This is a genomic window from Massilia sp. (genome assembly GCF_032106685.1).
GTDB lineage: Bacteria > Pseudomonadota > Gammaproteobacteria > Burkholderiales > Burkholderiaceae_D > Telluria.
The window spans coordinates 14859-35691 of record NZ_DAMCPG010000047.1; the positions used below are offsets into that span (position 1 = coordinate 14859).

Consider the following 20833-nt stretch of genomic DNA (forward strand, 5'->3'; position numbering starts at 1 on the left):
ATTGCTTCTCCTGTTGCACCAGGTGCACTTTTGATGCTATTGAGAACATCTTTCAGTCTTTCCTGGTCTACTGAAGATGGCATCGACTCTGCCACGCTAGAATAACGTTAGCTGGCGGCGAAGCGCCCGACCGCTGAAGAGTATGCATTGAAACAAGCAAACCTTTCCCAGCCGAATTATTATAGGGACTATAGAAGACTATAATTGCCTATAATCGATTATCTGGGCATCCGAGGATCGGGACCTTTCCCGATAAAGTAACGGATAAGCTGACGCAGCACCACCGCTTGTGACTCTCCTGTAGCGTCCACGGCTGCGTTAAAGTCTTGCCGCAGTGTTTCGTCCACACGTACTGTCACAACTGCCTTCGCAGCCTTCTCAATCGGTTTTGGGTCTATGTCGTACAGGCAGAGCAACCCCTTCCCTGTGCGTACAAGATGTTCTAGGGATCCGTGGCGATACACAGACACAATCTCTTCCTCTTCTCCGTCCGCTTTCTCCCTGATGATCATCCCATACACTTCTGCAGGCGAGCGAAGAGAGTCGCATGAGATCGAGGCGAAGAGAGTGCGGCCTTCAAGCCGGTTGCAGAATGCCAGGAGCGTTGTCCCGTCAGCTTCGATGCGGTAGTTCATGCCTGCAGTCAGCAAACCGACCTTGATCAGCCGCTGTACTTCTATGTTCGGATGGAAGGCAATAGAGCCCATGAAACCCCTCTTCAGTGTGTGACGCGCCTATAGACCTCTTGGTAGACCTCGTCGAACGGCCCAGGACATGTCTCTAGATCGAAGTGAGTCACGTAGCCTACGGCGATCAGTTCTGCAAAACCGACATCTGTATACACCGCATCTAAGAGAGCGAACCGCCTCGCGCCAGGTTGTAGATGGATCACGCTAACCGCATACCTCCCGTCCTTGCAGAGGAAGACAGTCGAGACAAGGAACCGTCCTTTGGTGCGGTAGTGTGGCGGCGTGATGACCTTGATCTCTTCCAGCTCTTGAATCTGTTCGCAGTGATCGTGTTTCCCGCGCGACTCTTGATCGACTGCTAGACCACGCTCTGCTGCTAGAAGCACTTCACCTTCATCCAGGACACGTGGCACTACAATGAAAAAACGATATGCTGCCTCTCCGATATCGAACGCCTCTGCCACGTATTTAAAGTCCTTCTTCCAACTGTCTTCTTTGTACTTCACTTCTAAAGAAAAGACAGCGTCAGCAGTGATCTTATAGCTGAATTCACTTTCTTTGACCGCACATTCATACTTCTCGAAAGTGCCATCAAGTACAGCATCCATGATCGCCCGACGCTCTGTTTCATAGCGAAAGCTCTCATCGTACGAGTAGATCCGCTGACACGGGAAATCGTCAGAAAGCTCATCAAGAAACTCTTCACGTGCCATTATGCCTCCGCAAGCTTGCAATGTAACTATGCTACCGCTGCGGCGCGCCCGCAAAAAGTGAATTCTTGAGAAAATAAAGCTTATCGAACTTTTCGCACCCATCCGCGAAAAGCGTATTTCAATGCTCGTGCGTCATGCAGTGCATGATGCTCTGCCTGCTTGTGCCGTACGTGGAATTCATACTGCTTCAGTTTATTTACGTATGAAGGACCGAGGTTACGCAGTACAACTCCATCCGGCATATCGCCATCGAAAATCTGATCAAGCATCTTGCGATCGTATTCAGAGTCATAACAAATCAAAACTGGCCTGTCTTGCCTGATTATCTCGATCCAGCTCCCTAGCTCAGCTCGCACCTCCTCCAGAAACAAAGGCTTCTTACCTTGATTCAGCAAGGGGAGCACGGTCGCACGTACAAAGTCGCTACACTCCTCCAGCGGATATTCGACTTCTGCATAGAACTCATCCCCACCTAATGCGACAAGCGCAATACTAATCAACTTTGGATTTTTAAAATTAGTGAACTCGGTGTCCATAAACAGCGTTTGTTGCGACATAACAATGCCCCTTGATCGTCAGCGACACCAGAGTTATCGGTAGTTCACTACCACTCTCCGCCAGAATGTAACCCGTGCTACGGGCTTGGTATCTCCGAGCAAAAGGAGTCGCGCATCAAAATTCAAAAATATCTTTAATTGCGTCCTCTTCCGGAAAAGCTCCACAAATTTCGATCTATTATAAGTTTAAACAGCTTGAATGCTGACGAAATATACTAAAACTTAGGAGTGAATTATGGATCTTGACGACTTTCATGACTTAGCTTTCTTTTACTACACTCTGCAATCGATATATCATCTTGAAGATATTCCTATTTCTTCACTAGAAGAGCTGGACATTGATATGATGCAGCGGCTCTCAAAAGCAGCACGATTTGACGGAATCATGCTAACACTTTCCGTCGACTCATACGACAAAAATTTAGTTGTTGATCAGTTCAAGCCTGACAGGCAATCGAAACCCCTTGTGCCTTTTGATGAGTCCCCAGAGTCCGCGATCTATATAAGCAACGATGCCGACGTTAATGAGGTACTACAGACGCTCCAGAATATGTCTGCACGATATGAATCGCTGAATCCTCCACCTTTTAAAAAATACAACGACGATGATGGCCCATCTGGCGATATACATACCGTCACGGTGGAAGAATTTCTACGAGGGAATTTAGAGGCGAAAACGAAGCATGGAATCTTCATGCGAGACAACGGCATGCACAACGTAGCCATCCCTACTTCGTACAAACGTATTCAACTGAAATTAATTAAATAGAAAAACTTATCATGCCCACTTCCGCACTACAGCTTATGATTGCTCAGCAGAAGACGAATCCGCTTCTACAAGAACGTTGAGCGTCTTGCCACAGTTGCGTTAATCGCCGGCACTATTGTCGCTGGCGGCTTTTTTTAATCATCAGCGCTGCTCACGCTGTAACGAGCCCGAAAGTCTCCATCGCCGTTATCTGCTTTAGGCTTCGATCTCATTTCAGGCCTCTGCCAAGGCAGGAATACCATGGGCGAGATAGTATTCCATCAATATCCGCATGGCTTCTGACTGCGACCTACCGCTGCGCTTACACTTCTCGGCAAACTTCGCCTTCAGCTCACGATTGAAGCTTATGGAGAAACTCTTTTCCTTTTTCGGCTTCTTTGATGGCGATATTTTAAGGCTCATATCCTGAAACACTTCTTTGCCAGCTCGGACAATATAAAACTCGCTGTTTTTCTCGGCTTCTATTACCGCATCTCTTACCTGCATTACGTGGTCTAGGTCGAGGTGATGAAAAACTGTTCGCGGAATTTTCTCCTTCATGTGTTCGTCGATCGAGCATGCAAGGAGAAGGTACCCTTCCGCACTAGCTCCTCGATCCATGATCGAGAAATAGTATTGAGCCGTATGGATTTTTACTGAAATCTGTATATAGACGTCTTTGCTAGTCATGGTTTTCCTCCCGAAAGTTAAATGTCTACACAAATAATTGTACCGACATTTTCTGATCTCACTTTCATGGAAACGGCCTAACATAGATGAATCCTAATTTATCCGCGTGATTTTCGCAAAAATACAACCATTCCAATAACAGCCATAATATCCGAATTTATTTTCTTGTGATTTTCGCGATAGAAGTTACAACTTTTCTTACGCTTTGGAAGACTGTATGATGGCTGCACCAATAATTTGACGAGGTGCACGTGGGCTTGTTCGACTTCCTTAAACCAAAACGGAGCGCCGCCATGGTAGGGCTCCCGCCTTCCGAACCACCGCTGACCGAGTTAGATATCTTCCAAGATCCTCACTACCTAGCACTATGGGTAAACAGGTACTTTTTGGAGAACTATCCTCTCGAAAAGAACTATGAGCTAGTCCCAGATGATGAGACACGAGAGTCGCTGGGCATCACATTCGCCCAACGGGAGCGTTGCGCTCGCGAGTATTCAGTGCTTCGTATCTCTGGCGTCTCATGCTTCATCAAGCGCGCCTACGACGACGTATTCTGGCTTACGTTCTCCAGTGACATAGCAGCCCCGTTGACACGTCAGATATTTAGTTCTGGCTGGGAAGAGCGGCTTAAAGACACTGCTGAGGCTCTGGATCGGTATGTTTCACTGATGTCGAACGGCAACTTGAGTGAGTGCAGCCAGTTCTACATGACCCGTCTCTATGATGACAATAGCAAATTTCTAAGGATGAAAATTGCTGGCATTGGTGATATTGCTCCGAGTCAGATCATGGACGCCTATGAAATTATGCAGGACGCGTACACAACCGTAATGTCAAAATAGATTGCTCTCTCGCATCCATTCTTGTAGAGCTCGTAGCTGCTCCGCAAGTTCGTCAGCAGTCTTAGTTAAGGCGTACAAGCGCTCTTCAGTTAATTCCTGAATGTGTTCCTTAGCTGCTCTAGGAACGACTGCGAAAAAGCGCGCCGAAGTGCGCTTTTTTCACCTCTTTAACTTATATTCGAAGCCTCGTTTACTTTTTACCTCGACAGGTTCAGCATCACTCCCTTCATTTTCGCTTCCATTCAATGCTGACATAATTGCATTGAATCGCTTTGCCACCGCGTTAGCAACGTCCAGGTTCTTTTTCTTTATCCAGTGATAAGTCTCACCAACGAGATTTCGCATAGCTTCCACAGCTGTCTCTAATGCGAATATCTTACTTCTGTGCACGATAAGCTCATTTTCTAAAGATTGAACTTTATGGGTAGCCGACTCCAATTTCGCTTTCAATTTTTCTTTTTCTAGTTCCATTTCCTTGAATTCTGCAATAACCGTAGACGGTGTTCCTTCAATAAATCGAGAAATGCGTTGCTCGCGCCCAGCTAGTTCTTGTGCTGCGGTTAGTACGATCTTCGACTTTTCGATTATTCGCTTGCTCTCCTCTTCTGCTTCAAATCTCAGCCGCTCGCTCTCGATCATTTCACGCTCAATGGCCTCTTGGCGACGATCAAATTCTGCTTCGCGGCGGGCCTTATCATCTGCTGCATCGAACAGGTGAGTGTAAAAATCCTCTTTTAATGCACGTTCTTCGATTTCACGTTGAGACTCGAAGTACGCCAACTCAAGCTGCTGCAAACGAATTCTCTCGTTCTCTTCATCGATCTTTGCCTGCTTTGCTGCCACGCCCATCAACGCCTCTTCAGCAATCTTTTTCTGACGTTCTGACTCAGCCATGCGCAATCTCAGCATTGTCTCGTCTCGTGTCCAGCGCTCGCGACGTGGACCAGTCCTCAGCAGTCCGAACTTTTTGGAGATCTTGTCGTGGATCATGTCTTGCCAGTCGACCAGGGCTTGCGCTCCCATGGCTTTACGGGCGCCAGTCGCATATTTTTTCCCGTATTTGTCGACCTTCTTTTTCGTCGCGTCGTCAGTTGAGTTAGCCCTTTTACGCTCACCTTTATCTGCTGCGTATGCTTTATCGACAACTCCGAAATCTTCACCATCAAGCGGAACTACATAGAAGTGATAGTGCAGCGCGCCCTGACTTTCCGTTATTTCGTCGTAGTGTGCTACTACGCTGCGCAGTCGTTCGCCGTATATTTCTTTTAGCCTCTCGACTCCGTAGGCCAGAAATTCGTTGAATTCCTCTACTAGTCGGTGCGGAGGCCAGCTGATAACGCCTGCAACCATCGCTGGAGTGTCAGGCCGCATCCGCTTGCCGTTTGATTGTTTTACGGTCGTTATCCAGTGCGCAGCGAGTGCCTCCACTTCGAGAGGATCGCATCCATAGGCGACAGTTGGCGGCTGCGGTTCTAGCACGTGCGGAAAATGTTTTTTCCAGTCGATTGGTTCACGTGCTGCCTCACGCAAGATGTCGGCTACAGACCAGGCACTACCTGAGCGGGTCTTGCCATAATCCGTGTGGTGATGTCCCAAGCGTTTGTTTTTTGAACTAGGTGCTAAAGAAAAGCGTTCGTATCTAGCGAACTGAAACCCGTTGGTTATCGAGTCTTTAGCCTCTCTTTGCGTAATTTTGTTTGCCATGATTTGTCTCCCGTTATTTCCTAGTCTTTGCTAGTTCTTATTTGCAACTTTAGTTGCTTTTGTATTAATAACGATAGCACATCAAAAAGGCAAAAATTCTCGGTTAGCTTATTTCTGACGTTTATTTTGATTTTGTGAGGTATGAGTAACCGACTCTTACCTCTCTGCGAGAGGTGTCGGCCCACTACGTGGGACGTGCGCTCCTCTATCGAGGAGTACAGGCTTTCAGCCGGACAGTGCCATGAGCTAATGTAATGGCTCGACTTCCCCGCTAGTGAAATAGCTCTCACGCTTAGCGGCGGAGCGCCACTGTGTGTGGAGCACCCGTCCGAACGAGTCTTTCAGACAGACACTGACGTGGACGTCGTGGCCGAAGGGAATTGTGTTCGCGGTTTGCTTATCGCACTCCCATTGCACCAGCACTGGCAGCAATGTAGTTCGCAAAGGTGCGTTTTCCACACTGCGATTACCCTCGCTTAACATTTTGGTTGCACTTACGTGCCTCGACCTTATATCGCAGTGTGTTTATCGCACCGCCTCTTCACTCATTCGCAAATTGAGCCGGATTGCACCGCGCGCAATAGCTCATATAACTCTTGTGGGGCTGCAGTAAGGCCCCGCGATCATTGATACGCGGCCTTCAGTCTCTTTGTGATTGGCAGTGGCCCGGAGATAACACGCTACAGGCAACCAGAAGCGTCTTCGCAAAGAGGTGCTTGGCAGTGGGATCAGCCCGTCTGCAACCACGGTCGCTATCGTAATGTTTGGACTGCTGCTGTGTATGCCCGCTATCGTCCCAAAGTCTACGTTCCTCCGGAGGCCCCTACTCATTTGACTATGCCAGCTTTCTGGGAGCCCCAGATGGAACCTTTGGTCTACCTACACGAGACCATCTTAGAGAAGAGTAATTCCGAACCGTTTAACGATAAGCGCAAACACCCCGAAGCAAGCCATCGTAATTAGCCCGCAAGAACCCAGAGTCCACCAAAATCCGAAACGCTGCAGCAGCCAAGGGAACGCCAGGAACATTGGCAGAGTCGGCACCACATACCAGAACGTGTACCACGCGTGGTTTGCGAGCTTGACCTCTGGCTGATTCTCGATATGCAGCCACACCAAGGTAAGCAGTGTGATCATTGGTAAGGCCGCGACGAACCCGCCCAACCGATCACTACGCTTTGCGGCTTCTGAAACAAGCACGACAACTGCCGCAGTGATCAGGTATTTGGTGATGATCCATTTCATAGTTGTTCCCCGGTTTGCTATGCTGAAGTCTTCCGGTGGCCACCGCAGCGACCACCGGGAGCTGGCTTACTTTACGGAGAAGCGAACGCTGACCGACTTCTTGTCGGCAAACATCACGGCTGCAACCGCTTTGCTTCCTGGTTCCAGCTTTGCACTCCCTACAGCGACCAGCGTATTGCCCCCGCCAGACTGAAGTGGTACTTCTGTCTTCGCCGTGCCCTTTAGTACGGTCAGAGTACCGGTCGCGCCGACGGTCGGCAGATCCTTGCCGTGATCGTCAACATAGATCGTAGCGCCGCCGTCCTTGGCCACCAGTTCGAACGCCAGGTCGCCTGCGCTCTGCACGATCCCGCCGTGCTTCGGCTTTGCGCCATGCGCGAAGGCGCTACTCGACAGAAGGACGCCTGCAGCGAGGGCTACTACCGCAAAATACTTTTTCATCTTCAAACTCCATTTAGGTGTGGCAGCTCAGGATGGGCGCCGCCACTAGGCCCATGTCCGTCAATACGATTCCTTACCTCCGTCGGCCAGTAGCCGCTCCAGTGCCTTGCGGCCGACCTTCCAAAAGATGAGCGGCGTGAGCAGCGAATCGAGCAGGGTGGAACTGATCAGGCCGCCGAAGATCACGACCGCGACCGGATGCAGAATTTCCTTACCCGGAGCGTCCGCTGCAAGAAGCAGAGGCGTCAATGCGAAGGCCGCAACGAGCGCCGTCATCAGGACCGGCGTCAGGCGTTCGATCGAACCGCGCACAATCATCGGCCAGCCGAAGGTTTCGCCCTCGAACTTGCAGAGGTTGATGTAATGGCTCACCTTAAGGATGCCGTTGCGGGTTGCGATGCCGGCCAGCGTGATGAACCCGACCATCGACGCCACCGACAGGGACACACCGGCGATCCACATCGCGACCACGCTGCCCACCAGGGCGAACGGGATATTGCCCATGATGACGAGTGCCAGCGTCGACGAGCGATAACGCGAATAGAGTACGAGGAAGATCAGCACCAGGGAAGCCAGCGACAGGCCCACGATCAGCTGCTGCGCCTGTTCCTGTGCTTGGAATTGACCTTCCACGCTGACGAAGTAGCCGCCCGGAAGCTGGCTAGCTGCAACCGCCTTGCGCACGTCGTCGATAATGCGCGACATGTTGGAGCCGTCGGTATTCGCGTAGACGACGATCCGGCGGCGTCCGTTCTCCCGGCCGATCTGGTTCGGCCCGTCCCCTTCTTCAACGTTGGCGACACTCGAGAGCGGGATCTGTCCGGCAGGGCTGGTGAGCATCACCCGCGCCAAGTCCTGCGGCGAACGGTCGACGTCGGCCAGGCGCACGATCAAGTCGAAACGGCGCGGGCCGTCGATAACCTGCGTAACGCGCGTGCCTTCGGCCAGGGCCTGTAGCGCCTGCAGCACGTCGCCCGCCGCCAGGCCATACTGCGCCGCCTTGCGGTAATCGATCCGCACCTTGATCTGCGGGATTAGCACCTGCCGCTCGACCGACAGGTCGACCAGGCCCGGCACGGCGCGCAGGCGGCCCTGCAGGCCGTCGGCCAAGCCGCGCAGCGTATCGATGTCGTCGCCGTAGATCTTCAGGGCGATCTGGGCGCGCACGCCGGAGAGCAGGTGGTCGAGGCGGTGTGAGATGGGCTGCCCGATCGCGACCGAGGCGGGGATTACGGATAGCTGGTTGCGGATGCTCGCCATGATTTCTTCGCGCGAGCGCTCGGACGGTTTCAGGTCGACATCGATTTCTGCCGAGTGCACGCCCTCGGCGTGCTCATCCAGTTCAGCGCGCCCGGTACGGCGCCCGACCTTGGTCACCTCCGGCACTTGGGCGATGAGGGTCTCCGCAAGAGAACCCATGCGATTAGCTTCCGCCAGCGAGGTACCTGGCGTAAAGGTCATGCCCATCACCAACGAGCCTTCGTTGAAAGACGGCAGGAAGGCGCGCGGGAAGAACGGGACCGAGGCCGCCGCCGCGAGCACCGCGATCATGGCCACCGCCAGCATCATGCGGATCCGGGGGAACGACCAGTTCAACGCGGCCGTATCCCACGCCTTCATGCGGCGCACGATCGGGCTGTCGCCACGGTGCAGTCGCTTCATCTTCGGCAGCAGGTAGTAGGCCAGTGCCGGGGTGACGGTCATGGACACTAGCATCGATGCCAGGATCGAGGCGATGTAGGCAATGCCCAGCGGCGCGAACAGACGGCCCTCGATGCCGGGCAAGGCGAACAGGGGCACGAACACGAGCACGACGATCACCGTCGCGTAGACAATGCCCGAACGCACCTCGACCGAGGCATGCCAGATGGTTTCCAGCACCGACTGGCCGGTTTCGCCGCGTTGTTTGAGCCTGCGCACGATGTTCTCGACGTCAACGACCGCATCGTCGACCAGTTCGCCGATCGCAATGGCCAAGCCCCCTAGCGTCATCACGTTGATCGACTGGCCCAGCAGGTGGAAGGCCAGTGCCGTCACCGCCAGCGACAGCGGAATGGCGATCAGCGAGATCAGCGTCGTGCGCACGCTGAGCAGGAAGGCGAACAGCACGATCGCGACCAGGATGGCGCCGTCGCGCAATGCCTCGACGACGTTGCCGATCGAAGAGTCGATGAAATTGGCTTGACGGAACAAGACTACTGGCTGCGCGATGCCGGCCGGCAGTCCCTGCTTCAGTTCTGCCAGCGCGGTCTCGATGTCGCGAGTCAGGCGCACTGTATCCCCGGCAGGCTGCTTTTGCACGCTCACGATGACGGCCGGCTTGCCGTTCAGGCCGGCGTCGCCGCGCTTGAAGGCGGGCGCGTAGCTGACGCCGGCAACCTGCTCCAGCAGGACTGGCGTACCGTTGCGGTAGGCGACGGCCAGGCCCTTGACGTCGTCCAGGCGATTGGTGCGGCCCAGGTTGCGGATCAGGTATTCGCGGTTGTTCAGGTCGACGAAGCCGCCGCTGGTGTTGGCGGCAAACCCGCGCAGTGCGCCCGTTACCTGTTCCAGCGAGAGGCCGAATTGCGCCAGGCGCGCCGTGTCTGGCTCGACGCGCAGCTGGCGCACCTCGCCGCCGATTGGGATCACCTGGGATACGCCGGGGATGGATAACAGGCGCGGCCGCAAGACGAAATCGGCATACTCGCGCGCCTTCATCGGATCGGTTTTCGCGACGTCGATCGGCAGGGCGATCAGCATGATCTCGCCCATGATCGAGGACACCGGTCCCATCACCGGCGAGATCGTGCCGGGCAGCTGTTCCTTGACCAGCGTGATGCGCTCGGAGACGAGCTGCCGGTTGCGGTAGATGTCGGTACCCCAGTCGAACTCGGCATACACGATGGACAGGCCGACGCCCGACACCGAGCGCACGCGGGTTACGCCCGGCATGCCGTTGAGCGAAGTCTCGATTGGGAATGACACCAGTTGCTCAACTTCTTCAGGGGCCATGCCGCCGGCTTCGGTCAGCACGGTGACAACCGGCTTGTTCAGGTCGGGGAAGACATCCACCGGGGTACGCCATGCGGTCATGGCGCCGTAGACCATCAGCATCAGCGCAGCCGCTAAGACAAATAGGCGGTTGCGCAGGCTGAAGCGAACTATTGAATTAAACATGGATCGTCACCTGATCTGGTTGATCAGGGAGGTCCCGACAACGACCACCCTGTTGTCGGGGCTGAGCCCCTTGGTGACGATGACGGTGCTCGCATCCAGAGCGGTTGCCTCCACCGGCAGTGCAATGAAACGCTGGGCACCTGACTTGATCCAGACGACCGTCTCATTGGCCGGGTTGCGGGCCAGGGCCGCTGCCGGCAGCGCAATACCTTTGAGCTTCGTGTCGAGCTTAGCCAGGACCGTCACCGGTTGGCCGACGGCGAGGTCCAGGTTGGCGCTGCGCGCACGAAAATTGATCGGCACCGCGCCATCGCGCAAGGTGCGTGCGCCGCCCAGCAGGGTCAGCTCGACATCCGGCACGTCGACAAGCGTTGCAGCGCTGATCTTGCGAGCAATCCCCGCGTCGGACGACAAGGCCTCGATGACCATGCGCTGCGGATCGACGATCTCGAAAAGTACGTCGCGCGACTCGACGATCTGGCCGTTGAGCACCGATGCATTCGCAATGATGCCGCTGGCAGGGGCAACGATCGCCTCGGCGCCGCTGATCGAACCGGCAACCGCGCGTTCCTGACCAATGGTTGCGGTCAGTTCGGCCTGGGCGGCTTCGATTTCTTTCGCAGGGACCACGCCTTCGAGCGACTTCAGGCGCTCCACCCGTTTTGTCAGCAGGGCCCGGTTGGCGCGTAGCTCAGCCAGCTGGGCCGCTTGGTTGCCGCGCTCGATGGCGGCGCCTGTCGGTCGCAGGCGTGCCAGCACCTGGCCTTTGACGACGCGCTGGCCGGCAACAGGCAGGCCGTTTGACCCCGGCGCGATCTGGCCAGCGAAAGGCGCCTGCACCCGTCCCCCGGCGTTCGGGTCGATACTCGCACGGCCGTTCAATTGCGCGGTACGGGCAAATTCTCCTTCCTTAACCATCAGTGTGCGCACGCCCATGCGACGCTGCGCCAGTTTTGGAACGTTGACGCTGCCATCGGGCAGGCGCGCCAGCCCGCCGACAGTAGTAGTGGCCTGGCCGTCCAGGTGCTCGCCGTTTGGTCCGTGCGCGCCGGGCGACGCCAAAAGGGAACTTGCAAATAAGCCGGTGATCAGGCCAGCGATAAGGCGTTGTGTCATTTTCATATTAGATTTCCTTCGCGTGGCGCCGGCGCCGAACAATGAAAATTGCGGCAGCGACCAGGACAAGCGCTACAGCCGCTGCCGGCAACCAGCGGCGGTTGAAACCGTGCTCGTGTCCGTGGTCGTCGGCCGCTTCGGTAACCGTCAGCGTGCCTTCGAGCAGATCGCTTTCCTCGCCTGCGACCAGAGTGAACAGCAGCGCATGGGCGCCCGGCTTGGAGATTGCGGCAAGAAACTTCGGATCGTCGACTGCGTAGTCACCGAGGTCGGCATGGAATTTGGCCTTTGCCTTGAGGTCCTTGTACTGGACCTCAAGGACGCCCCCCAGTACCGGCTCATTCGTTTCGTAACGGTCGATCATGATCGACAGCTCGCCGCCGGAAAGATGGCCGAGCAGCTCGAAAGCTTCAGTGAAAGTCTCGATGCGGGGAACGGACGAAGTGGTGCCGGTAGCGGCCGCCTGGCCATCGAGGTGTTCGCCATTGGGCCCGTGGGCGCCAGGGCTTGCGAATGCCGACGACATAACGAGCACGGCGGCAAACATCAGGTGCAGGTATTTCATGGAAGGATTCCTAAGGCTTGATTGAGTTGCGCATGGGCGAGCCCGAGCGCGACTTTTTGTTGGGCGACTGCGACATCGGCTTCGTGGGTGAGCGCGCGCGAACGGAGCAGGTCGGCAAGACCTTTTTCACCCTGGCGAAACGCCTTTTCGAACAGCGCAGTATGTTCATGCAGGGCGGTTGCGCGTGCAGTGGCGGTCTCCAGCGCAGCACGGGCATTCGCAAGCCGTTCCTTCGCGATCTCGACATCGGCCTCGGCATTCACCTGGGCCTCGGCCGCCTCCGCAGCAGCAGTTGCGATCACGGTCTGCGCCTGGGCTTCAACGGTACGATTGCGTGCGGCAGTCCCAAACGGGATCTGCAGGGCCACGCCGATGCTGTTGACAGGCTTTTGTAGCAGCCTCTCGTCTTCCCGGCGAGCCGACAAGGCAATGGTCGGCGGCGCTGAGCGGGAAGCCGCTGCTAGGCGTAGCGCCGCGTGCGCGCGCTGTTCAGACGCCTGCGCGGCGGCTATGCGCAGATTAGTAGGGGCGGTGTCTTCAGAGAGCGCTTCGGGTTCGAGCGGAGGCAAATTGGACTGGCCGGTCAGGACGCGGTAGCGTGCGAGGCTTTCTACGGCCGCAGTGCGCGCATCCGTGACGGCGATCCGGGCCGCCAGGACTTCCTGTTCGGCGAGCAGCCCGTCGCTGCGTGCCAGGTCGCCGGCCTTGACGCGTTGCTGCACCTCGTCACGGAGCCCCTCAAGATGTTCCAGGTGGTCCTGCTTCTCTTCGAGCCTGACTTGGGCGGCTGCCGCTTCCCACATGCGGTTGCGCACTACGCCGGCAACAGCCAGACGGGTGGCACCGATGTGAGCGGCGACCTCTTCAGTGCTACGCGCGGCCAGCGCTTTGCGCGCGCTCTTCTGGCCCGGCAGGAAGAATGAGGACGAAACCGATATCTCGGATTCTCGCTGGTCGCGCTCGGACGAACCCTGGTCTGCGCGCTGAGACAAGCCGAACGTAGGGTTGGAAGCGAGCCAAGAGCGGGCGTTATCACGCGCAGCACGTGCTTCGTCCTGGCGCGCTTCGATCGTGCGGGCGGCGGGTGCGCGCTGCCATGCGCCCTCGACGGCTTGCTTCAACGTGGTGCCGATTACAGTCGGCGGAGGCGGTGCTGCGACGGCCTGACATGGCAGGACCAGGGCGGCACCGATAAGGTAAAGGGACAGGCGGCAGGTGCGCATGTGTTCTCCATCGGGTGACATTCAGAATCACCGAGGGCGAGCACGTCAGAGCAACCTGCGTTGCCCCTGCATCTTTCGATTACGCGTGCTGCGATCCCCCGGCAGTGTGGCCGAGGGAGAAAGCAGGAGGTCTGTGTGGTCCGTCGAGGAACGGTTCAGGAACTGCCTGAGCAACATATGACCCCAGTTCGGATACTGGCTGTTCCGGAGGGAGTACCAGGCGCGGGAGACCGAAGCCTACCGGTTGTGAAGGAGAGGAATGTTCCTGCGCGTGATCGAGGGATTCGTCCGATTCGTCATAGTGAACCGAGCCGTCGTCCTCATGATGGTGGTGATGGATGCCTTCATCGTGTTCCAGCTCGTGGACGAACGAAACCGCGTCCGCGACAGGCGGCAAGCTACCCTGCATGGCGAAACCATACAGTGGCAAGCATAGCAGCAGGAGGAGGTGGACAATCCGACGCAAGGAAAGGAATCACTAAGCAAATTTCGAAAGATTATATCAGCTGCCCCTACTACCTCGACCGGGGATGTGTTTCAATTCCTTAGCGTTGACAACTTGACACATCAGAACGACAAGGCGCTTACATGAATGAGTCATTAAATAGGGACAAAAAACCAGGCTACACAATGTGGCAGATGATCCTTTATATGCTGCGCCTGGGTGCACTCGGCTTCGGCGGCCCGGTCGCGCTGGTCGGCTATATGCATCGCGACCTCGTCGAGTCCCGTCAATGGGTATCCGAGGCGGACTACAAAGAAGGGCTGGCGCTGTCCCAGCTTGCGCCGGGCCCCCTGGCTGCGCAGCTCGCGATCTACCTTGGTTACGTACATTACCGGGTGCTGGGCGCCACGCTCGTCGGCATCGCGTTCGTCATCCCGTCCTTCCTCATCGTCATCGCACTTGGCTGGGCATACGTGCGTTTTGGCGGCCTGCCATGGATGCAGGCCGTGTTCTATGGCGTGGGCGCCGCTGTGATCGGCATCATCGTGATGAGCGCGAAGAAACTGACCGAAAAGAGCATCGGCAAGGACAAGCTGCTTTGGGCAATCTACGCTGTGCTCGCGGCCGTCACGATCACAACCGAATCGGAAATCGCGTGGTTGTTCATCGCCGCCGGCGTGCTGGTGTGGGTCTGGCGTGCACCACCCAAATGGCTCCAGCGAGGCAGCGCGAACGCGCTGGCGGTCACGCAACTGCCTTTCCTGTCCAGCCTGTACGCAACGGCGGACTTGCCCCTGCTCGGGCAGATCGCCGCGTTCTTCGCCAAGGCGGGAGCGTTCGTCTTTGGCTCGGGGCTGGCCATCGTTCCCTTCCTGTACGGCGGCGTGGTGACCGAACACCAGTGGCTGACCGAGAAGCAGTTCGTCGACGCCGTGGCGGTGGCCATGATCACGCCCGGCCCGGTCGTCATCACGGTCGGCTTCATCGGCTACCTGGTGGCCGGGATGCCCGGTGCGACGGTGGCGGCGCTGGCGACCTTCCTGCCGTGCTACCTGTTCACGATCATCCCCGCGCCGTACTTCAAGAAATACGGGAAGGTACCGGGGGTCGTCGCTTTTGTGGACGGGATCACGGCCGCTGCTATCGGGGCAATCGCTGGGTCTGTCATTGTTATCGCGAAGCGGACCATCGTAGACCTCCCGACGGCCGTAATAGCAATTTGCACGATCGTGCTCCTGTGGAAGTTTAAGAAACTTCAGGAGCCCGTCGTGGTTGCGGCAGCGGTTGTCGTCGGACTAATTATCTACCCCTTGAGATAATACTTTATGTTGCTTACCAACTCTTGCCAGTCTGGATGATCGCACACTGCCGAGTAGATTGCGCAGTCCGCATGCCCTGCCAAAACTTCGTCGAGCGGTTGCTTTTTTTGAACCCATCGTCCGTGCCAAGCATCATCAGTTGTAACCATGACACTTGGGCAGCCCGAATTTTTGAATTGGTCTGCAGTAATGTCAACAATTAATCCGTCTCTATGCAACCAGACGTGTGTGTTCCGGTCATCATCGGGGTGAGCAGCAAAGACAAGTTCAAATCCAGGTTCACCCCGCGAACTCAGCAAGTGCCCAAGTGCTCGTGAGGTATCTTGGCACCATCCACGGGGGAACGCTGATGTGGGAAAAATTCCGACCCCCTTGACGAGCTCAGTGCTAACGTCCTCCACAATTCTTCGCACAAGAGAAGCAATCTTCAGAACGTTCGCAGAGACAGCGTCAGCGTGCCTCCCGTCCTGGGCCAAGTTCGCCTGAACTGTCTCGGCGCGACGACGGCACTCGTTTGCTGTTGCCCGCTCTACCGCGCAACGAACTGCTTCGGACGCGGCTGCTTGACTCTCCGCGCCAAGTAGTTGTTCGTCTAAGCTTTTTGACATGGCGACTTCTGCTTAAGTGTAAAGATGTCAGCACTGCTGACCTGAGTAATTTTCAAATGCCATCTCCCCGAATAGTAGATCAGCCTATACCTGAGATGATGATCAAGTTCATTGATGACCGTCTTGATGCTTAGATAGCATCTTTGCCAGGAGGCTTTCAGCAGAACACAATCCTATTTTAGAGTTGGCTTCTACGTTTACGCAATCAACCAGCGCCTAAATTTACAGCATTCGCGCATTGCCCAGACACGTGGACGCTTTTTTTATCTGGTCTTGGCGATGCCTCGTCGCGCGCGCTTAAAAACAGCTTGAGGTTTTATTGTAAACCTTAAGATCTTGTTTACCGTGCACCTAAGTGATTGATTTAATTAATAAAAACTGCGTCAATTGTGCCATCGTTAGAGAGGTAATGTGCCACCGTTAGAGTGTTCCGGTGCCATCAGTAGAGAGGTAAGGTGCCGTCGTTAGAGACATGTGCCATCGTTAGAGAATTCGGTGCCGTCGTTAGAGAGCTTTTGTGGATAACTTTAGATTTCTCATTAGTTACGCTAAATCCTTTTGCTATCAATGGTTTAAACCTTGCTTATCGGAAGTTATCCACATATCGCATACTCTAACGATGGCACCGAACTCTCTAACGATGGCACCGAATTCTCTAACGATGGCACGCAATTTTGTTGGCGAAGCCCGTTTTCGTTAAAAATCGTGCACGTAAACCTCCTATATTTGCAAGATTTAGTGAAAATTGCATTTGCAATCGTATTTACATCGACGTCTTAACAAGCAATTTAATCTAAAAAAATTTTTAGAATTGTTGTTAATGCACAACATGCTGCTTGCTTTGAGGACTGAAACCGCACGGTCCAGCAGATGAGACGCGCCCTTGTATACTGCGATCAGCGTGATCGATGTATAGCTCATGCACGCGATATCGTGGCTATTTTTGGCTAATAACAGACTAGCCTGTGGGTCAACCTAATCTGGAATCGCGAATTAATTTGCGTAAAGAGGGAATAGATTCGAGAGCCTTCAACGGCGCTACTGCTCGGCTTAGGCTAAGTAGTGTTGTTCGCAAAATTCAGCAGGGCTAAGAAAAAACAATGGGGTCGCCCGTTACCGTAGTACCGTCAAGCCGCACTGACTGACTCCATGGCCGGGAAACCACTTTGCGACGAACTTAGGCTCGGTTTGTTCATGCCAGTCAGTTAAGTTGCCTGGCATTTTCTATTGACCTCCCACATTCCAAATGATATTTCTGCGCTATATTTTTTCTAACCTGAGTTCACCACTATTCATGCCATTCCATGCCTAGAGCCTTCAGCCTGCCTAATAAAAACGGGATTGATTAACGACGCAAAAAAAAAGAAAATCCTAATCAAACTTATAATTGGTCTAAATTTTGCAACAAATATGGTATAACTTTAGTACCAGGGACTGTAAACCCTAGTTCAACCGCTTCGAAAGAATCACTCAAGCATTTCGACTCTCTCAAGCGCTAGGGAAGCACTGATTAATTCGATTTTTCGGCCATCAAGCGCGCGTAACCTATTGATTTTTAATGGCGCGAGGATTGCACTTCAGAATTAATCAGCGTCTCCCTAGACCAAGAGACATGCGTCCTAAACCTGCCGATCAAACTGCGCAAACCTGCGCCTAACTTGCTCATCAGGATTGCTCGATCCGGCTTGGTCTGCAGTAATCGCAAGGATGGGCCGATCACGGCGGAGACATGACAGGACGTCGATCATGCTGAGGTTCCAGCAGACCTGTTACTACCGAGGAGACCCTTCGCTTGGTAGCGACTGCCCATGCAGTCTGGTAGTAGGCGATCGGCTTCGCCTGTAGAGGCGCTCGTACCCTGATTTTGCAAAGACACCCGAAGGGTGAATGCAAAATCCCACTTCAAAACAGACATAAACCCATACCTAGGTCATTATAAGAGACGTATACGCCGGTGCCCGGCTAATTCTTTGAAACCCCAGTCGCGACGATTGGGCTAGTTGGACCATCCAAGGACGCGGCTCAAAATGCGGAAACTTAGCGGTGAGAGAACTACACAGCCATTTCTCTGTCCGCGACTGCGGACAGAGAGTAAAAAAATCAGAAATTCACTTTTTTATAAAACGTAACAGATTAATAATAAACGGGATCAATAAATTATATGTTTCTAGAGTCGCAATGCCGAGGTTGTTCGCGCTGTTGATGTGTTCCATGGAGTGTTGGTAATTTGCGAAAAAAACGAGTTACTCCTCAATAACCTATTCCTCCTATTTCGTTTGTTTGTTTTTTTCTCTAAAATTCGCCCATCAAACGCAGGAAATTTTCGCGTTACAAGATGAGAATGTTTAGTGAAAATAGTTAACCTTAGAACGGGCGAAATGAGCAAGTATTTAACTGCAAATGAATTAGCTGAGCTGGTCGGTTGCAAACCTAACCAGCGCAGTAGGATGATCGGTTGGTTATCTTCAACTAGATGGAAATTCGAGGTGGCTTCAACGGGTCTCCCTCAGGTAGCTCGTGCTTATTACGACCGAAAAATGGGAATCTCTGAAGAAACGAAAGGCTCGCGAAATGCCGAAACTCCAAACCTCACTGCGTTCAAGTCGTAAAGAACGAACGGGAATCGACCGCTTGTATAAACGGGTTGGGAAACGCAAGGTTTCCTGGTACTACCAATATCCTGACAACAGGAGTGAGACCTTGGCCAGCGCCCCATTAGGGGATAAGAAGGCGATTGCCGACGCGGACCGTAGCGCCAAACGGAAGGCCCTCGACATACAGCAGGGGGTGGTTGTAGCCGGATCAGTTGCAGAAATGATCGAGCGTTTCCGAGATGAGGCGGCGCCAGAGCATTACAAGGACCAGTCGAAAGACGGCCTGGCCGTGCGCGCTGGCGCCTATGCTAACTTGACGAAGTTCTTTGGAGCTATGCGACCGATGGCACTGAAAACACAACACGGGTACCAGTATCTGGAGGCGCGCGCGAAAGCCGGCGCCCCCGCGAAAGCAAACAAGGAGCTGTCGCTAATGTCAACCATTTGCTACTTCGCTATACGTTGGGGGCTGATCGAAGCGAACCCATTTAATGACATGATTCAGAACAGGACAGAGAGGAAGGTTCGAACGATCTATCGGAGCCAGATAATCCGTTTCTACCTCTGGGCGCGCCGGCAGACGTCCGGATACCAGGTGATGGGCTGCGCTAGCATGTTTACTTACTTGACTGGTTTCCGGGCGGCTGAGGTACGGCCTTTCCACGTAACCGGCTTTGGCAAAGAAGGGGTGCGTGTGATCAGTGCGAAGCGGAAGAAGGGAGAGGACGAGGTGACGAAGCTGCGCGAGTGGTCGCCACGATTGCGAACCGTGGTGGCAAGGGCGAAGCAGGCCCACACGGCAAGCCGGTTGTTCCTGTTCGCGAACGCAAAGGGCCAACCATACACAAAGAGCGGGTGGGGATCACTGTGGGCGGACGCGATGTTTGATTGGATTGCATCGTTCGACAGCGAAGTTTCGGCTGCTCTGGCGGCAAAGCGTGAATGGGAAGTCCGATACCGGGCGGCTAGGAAGGCCAAGACCACGATCAAGCCATACGAGGGGTACAAGATCACGGAGCACCCGGAGTATTTCACTCTATCCGACATTCGTCCAGCCGCGATCACAACTAAGCTGCGGAACCGAAGCGAAGACGTCTACGAGTTCGCTGGGCACGCGAATCCGGCCACTACGCACCGGTTTTACGACCGACGACAAGAAAAACGGGCGAAGGCCACGGAGTGATGTATGGCACCCGAATTGCAGAACTTCCGGCAGCAATGCATTTCCTTGCTCACATCCGGAGGCTCCCCTGCCGGCCTGCCGGTTCCTGCGGCAGGATATGATGCTTCCTAGTTGATAGCAGGCCCAATGGCCCGCTTGGCGAACACGTCCTTAAATACAGGCATGGCAGAAAACATGCTCGGCCAGCCCGCGTAAAACGCGAGCTGGGTCAGCATGCGAACAACTTGATAATACAAAGGACACAATGCTTATCTTCCAGCTCCCTCGGCGACAAATTCAAATCGAAAAAGACATTTCTGAGGTACCGCGACCCTACAACGTATCTCTTAAAGTGAAGCTTGGTCCGGAAGAATACTTTGGCGATGCTCCTCTCACAGGGAAAATGAGGGAAATAACCGGGGGGCAATCTGTTCAAATGCGCTACCCGACCTTCCATGGACTTCCAAAACCTCTGCCAATGACCGGAGAATTCGCCAATAAATTCGCATATCAAGGTACACTCTCTGGCATTCCAATAAGCTTTGATGGCGGGACTTGCACATTAGAATTTAACGTCGAGGATTTTAACGCCCTCCATCAATTCATCGAAGAACTGGCCGAACGACTTGCTGCATCCTTCTCTCCTGCATGTGTAGTTCCAATAGAAATTATTTCGGTAAGCGGCACGGTTAGCGGAGTACCATTTACGGTAGGGCTACCTACCAGTTCGTGGCGCCCCCAGATGGGGGCGTCAGGTGCGGTTCCAAAACAGCTCAATACCGCGTTACCGCACCTTCGACAGACACCTCGGCAAATTATTTCAGCACAGCGCTATTTAACGCAAAACTATCGGATGGATTACCAAACGGAATTCACTTCCCAAGTCACAGGCGAAAGGTTACTCAATCTTTGCAAGGCTTTCGAGTCTCTTGTTCCAGCTTCCGTTTTCAGCGGTGACCCCAATAAGCAAGACGACCGGATAAGGAAATTTCTCGGTAGCTGGGGAGTGCATA

At 54.3% G+C, this 20833-nt stretch carries 18 protein-coding genes; 7 read left to right on the top strand and 11 right to left on the bottom strand.

The window, feature by feature from the left end:
- Positions 1-218 precede the first annotated feature (218 nt).
- The 3 genes from RT688_RS20300 to RT688_RS20310 all read right to left on the bottom strand — a co-directional run bounded on the left by RT688_RS20300 (position 219) and on the right by RT688_RS20310 (position 1959).
- Positions 219-707: a hypothetical protein gene (locus RT688_RS20300; RefSeq protein WP_313706649.1), complete on the bottom strand. Its 489-nt coding sequence runs from the start codon at positions 705-707 to the stop codon at positions 219-221.
- Between the two features lie 11 nt (positions 708-718).
- Complete coding sequence (locus tag RT688_RS20305) at positions 719-1402, bottom strand: hypothetical protein (RefSeq protein ID WP_313706650.1); 684 nt, start codon at positions 1400-1402, stop codon at positions 719-721.
- Positions 1403-1482: 80 nt separating this feature from the next.
- Complete coding sequence (locus tag RT688_RS20310; protein WP_313706651.1) at positions 1483-1959, bottom strand: 3'-5' exoribonuclease; 477 nt, start codon at positions 1957-1959, stop codon at positions 1483-1485.
- A gap of 235 nt (positions 1960-2194) precedes the next feature.
- On the opposite strand from RT688_RS20310, the gene RT688_RS20315 reads away from it, so the two are divergent.
- Positions 2195-2728 carry a hypothetical protein gene (locus tag RT688_RS20315; protein ID WP_313706652.1) on the top strand — a complete coding sequence of 178 codons (534 nt, stop codon included), beginning with the start codon at positions 2195-2197 and terminating at the stop codon, positions 2726-2728.
- Positions 2729-2941: 213 nt separating this feature from the next.
- Here the strand turns inward: RT688_RS20315 and RT688_RS20320 are convergent, their stop codons facing one another.
- Positions 2942-3397, bottom strand: a complete 456-nt coding sequence (locus tag RT688_RS20320) for a ribbon-helix-helix protein, CopG family (RefSeq protein ID WP_313706653.1) — start codon at positions 3395-3397, stop codon at positions 2942-2944.
- Positions 3398-3648: 251 nt separating this feature from the next.
- Here RT688_RS20320 and RT688_RS20325 point away from each other — a divergent pair, with 251 nt between their 5' ends.
- On the top strand, positions 3649-4239 hold the full coding sequence (locus tag RT688_RS20325; RefSeq protein ID WP_313706654.1) for a hypothetical protein: 591 nt from the start codon (positions 3649-3651) through the stop codon (positions 4237-4239).
- Positions 4240-4398: 159 nt separating this feature from the next.
- Here the strand turns inward: RT688_RS20325 and RT688_RS20330 are convergent, their stop codons facing one another.
- From RT688_RS20330 to RT688_RS20360, 7 genes are all read right to left on the bottom strand, one after another.
- On the bottom strand, positions 4399-5943 hold the full coding sequence (locus tag RT688_RS20330) for a hypothetical protein (RefSeq protein WP_313706655.1): 1545 nt from the start codon (positions 5941-5943) through the stop codon (positions 4399-4401).
- Positions 5944-6837: 894 nt separating this feature from the next.
- A complete protein-coding gene (locus RT688_RS20335) occupies positions 6838-7188 on the bottom strand; it encodes a DUF3147 family protein (protein ID WP_313706656.1) in 351 nt (116 codons plus the stop codon).
- Positions 7189-7254: 66 nt separating this feature from the next.
- On the bottom strand, positions 7255-7629 hold the full coding sequence (locus RT688_RS20340) for a hypothetical protein (RefSeq protein ID WP_313706657.1): 375 nt from the start codon (positions 7627-7629) through the stop codon (positions 7255-7257).
- Positions 7630-7689: 60 nt separating this feature from the next.
- Positions 7690-10788 (bottom strand): efflux RND transporter permease subunit, encoded by a 3099-nt coding sequence (locus tag RT688_RS20345; RefSeq protein ID WP_313706658.1) that lies wholly within the window; start codon positions 10786-10788, stop codon positions 7690-7692.
- Between the two features lie 6 nt (positions 10789-10794).
- Positions 10795-11910, bottom strand: coding sequence for an HlyD family efflux transporter periplasmic adaptor subunit (locus tag RT688_RS20350; protein ID WP_313706659.1), 1116 nt, complete (start codon positions 11908-11910; stop codon positions 10795-10797).
- A 1-nt stretch (position 11911) separates the two neighbouring features.
- Positions 11912-12469 carry a hypothetical protein gene (locus RT688_RS20355; RefSeq protein ID WP_313706660.1) on the bottom strand — a complete coding sequence of 186 codons (558 nt, stop codon included), beginning with the start codon at positions 12467-12469 and terminating at the stop codon, positions 11912-11914.
- Positions 12466-13692 (bottom strand): TolC family protein, encoded by a 1227-nt coding sequence (locus RT688_RS20360; RefSeq protein ID WP_313706661.1) that lies wholly within the window; start codon positions 13690-13692, stop codon positions 12466-12468. Before RT688_RS20360 ends, RT688_RS20355 begins: the two co-directional genes overlap by 4 nt.
- A 259-nt stretch (positions 13693-13951) precedes the next feature.
- Between RT688_RS20360 and RT688_RS20365 the strand changes: the two genes are divergently transcribed.
- The 5 genes from RT688_RS20365 to RT688_RS20385 form a co-directional block, all read left to right on the top strand.
- Positions 13952-14128 (top strand): hypothetical protein, encoded by a 177-nt coding sequence (locus RT688_RS20365; protein ID WP_313706662.1) that lies wholly within the window; start codon positions 13952-13954, stop codon positions 14126-14128.
- Between the two features lie 152 nt (positions 14129-14280).
- Positions 14281-15456, top strand: coding sequence for a chromate transporter (locus RT688_RS20370; protein WP_313706663.1), 1176 nt, complete (start codon positions 14281-14283; stop codon positions 15454-15456).
- Positions 15457-18442: 2986 nt separating this feature from the next.
- Complete coding sequence (locus tag RT688_RS23900; RefSeq protein WP_409521959.1) at positions 18443-18673, top strand: DUF4224 domain-containing protein; 231 nt, start codon at positions 18443-18445, stop codon at positions 18671-18673.
- Entirely contained in the window at positions 18582-19841 is a 1260-nt protein-coding gene (locus RT688_RS20375) for a hypothetical protein (protein WP_313706664.1), read from the top strand. Before RT688_RS23900 ends, RT688_RS20375 begins: the two co-directional genes overlap by 92 nt.
- A gap of 244 nt (positions 19842-20085) precedes the next feature.
- The coding region (locus tag RT688_RS20385; RefSeq protein WP_313706665.1) for a hypothetical protein at positions 20086-20833 on the top strand (748 nt) is incomplete at its 3' end.

What these genes read in the sequence shown, in the direction of transcription:
- RT688_RS20320 (WP_313706653.1), bottom strand. Translation starts at nt 3,397, where the DNA reads ATGACTAGCAAAGACGTCTATATACAGATTTCAGTAAAAATCCATACG.
- RT688_RS20345 (WP_313706658.1), bottom strand. Translation starts at nt 10,788, where the DNA reads ATGTTTAATTCAATAGTTCGCTTCAGCCTGCGCAACCGCCTATTTGTC.
- RT688_RS20315 (WP_313706652.1), top strand. Translation starts at nt 2,195, where the DNA reads ATGGATCTTGACGACTTTCATGACTTAGCTTTCTTTTACTACACTCTG.
- RT688_RS23900 (WP_409521959.1), top strand. Translation starts at nt 18,443, where the DNA reads ATGAGCAAGTATTTAACTGCAAATGAATTAGCTGAGCTGGTCGGTTGC.
- RT688_RS20340 (WP_313706657.1), bottom strand. Translation starts at nt 7,629, where the DNA reads ATGAAAAAGTATTTTGCGGTAGTAGCCCTCGCTGCAGGCGTCCTTCTG.
- RT688_RS20305 (WP_313706650.1), bottom strand. Translation starts at nt 1,402, where the DNA reads ATGGCACGTGAAGAGTTTCTTGATGAGCTTTCTGACGATTTCCCGTGT.
- RT688_RS20370 (WP_313706663.1), top strand. Translation starts at nt 14,281, where the DNA reads ATGAATGAGTCATTAAATAGGGACAAAAAACCAGGCTACACAATGTGG.
- RT688_RS20335 (WP_313706656.1), bottom strand. Translation starts at nt 7,188, where the DNA reads ATGAAATGGATCATCACCAAATACCTGATCACTGCGGCAGTTGTCGTG.
- RT688_RS20365 (WP_313706662.1), top strand. Translation starts at nt 13,952, where the DNA reads ATGTTCCTGCGCGTGATCGAGGGATTCGTCCGATTCGTCATAGTGAAC.
- RT688_RS20360 (WP_313706661.1), bottom strand. Translation starts at nt 13,692, where the DNA reads ATGCGCACCTGCCGCCTGTCCCTTTACCTTATCGGTGCCGCCCTGGTC.
- RT688_RS20310 (WP_313706651.1), bottom strand. Translation starts at nt 1,959, where the DNA reads ATGTCGCAACAAACGCTGTTTATGGACACCGAGTTCACTAATTTTAAA.
- RT688_RS20300 (WP_313706649.1), bottom strand. Translation starts at nt 707, where the DNA reads ATGGGCTCTATTGCCTTCCATCCGAACATAGAAGTACAGCGGCTGATC.
- RT688_RS20350 (WP_313706659.1), bottom strand. Translation starts at nt 11,910, where the DNA reads ATGAAAATGACACAACGCCTTATCGCTGGCCTGATCACCGGCTTATTT.
- RT688_RS20355 (WP_313706660.1), bottom strand. Translation starts at nt 12,469, where the DNA reads ATGAAATACCTGCACCTGATGTTTGCCGCCGTGCTCGTTATGTCGTCG.
- RT688_RS20330 (WP_313706655.1), bottom strand. Translation starts at nt 5,943, where the DNA reads ATGGCAAACAAAATTACGCAAAGAGAGGCTAAAGACTCGATAACCAAC.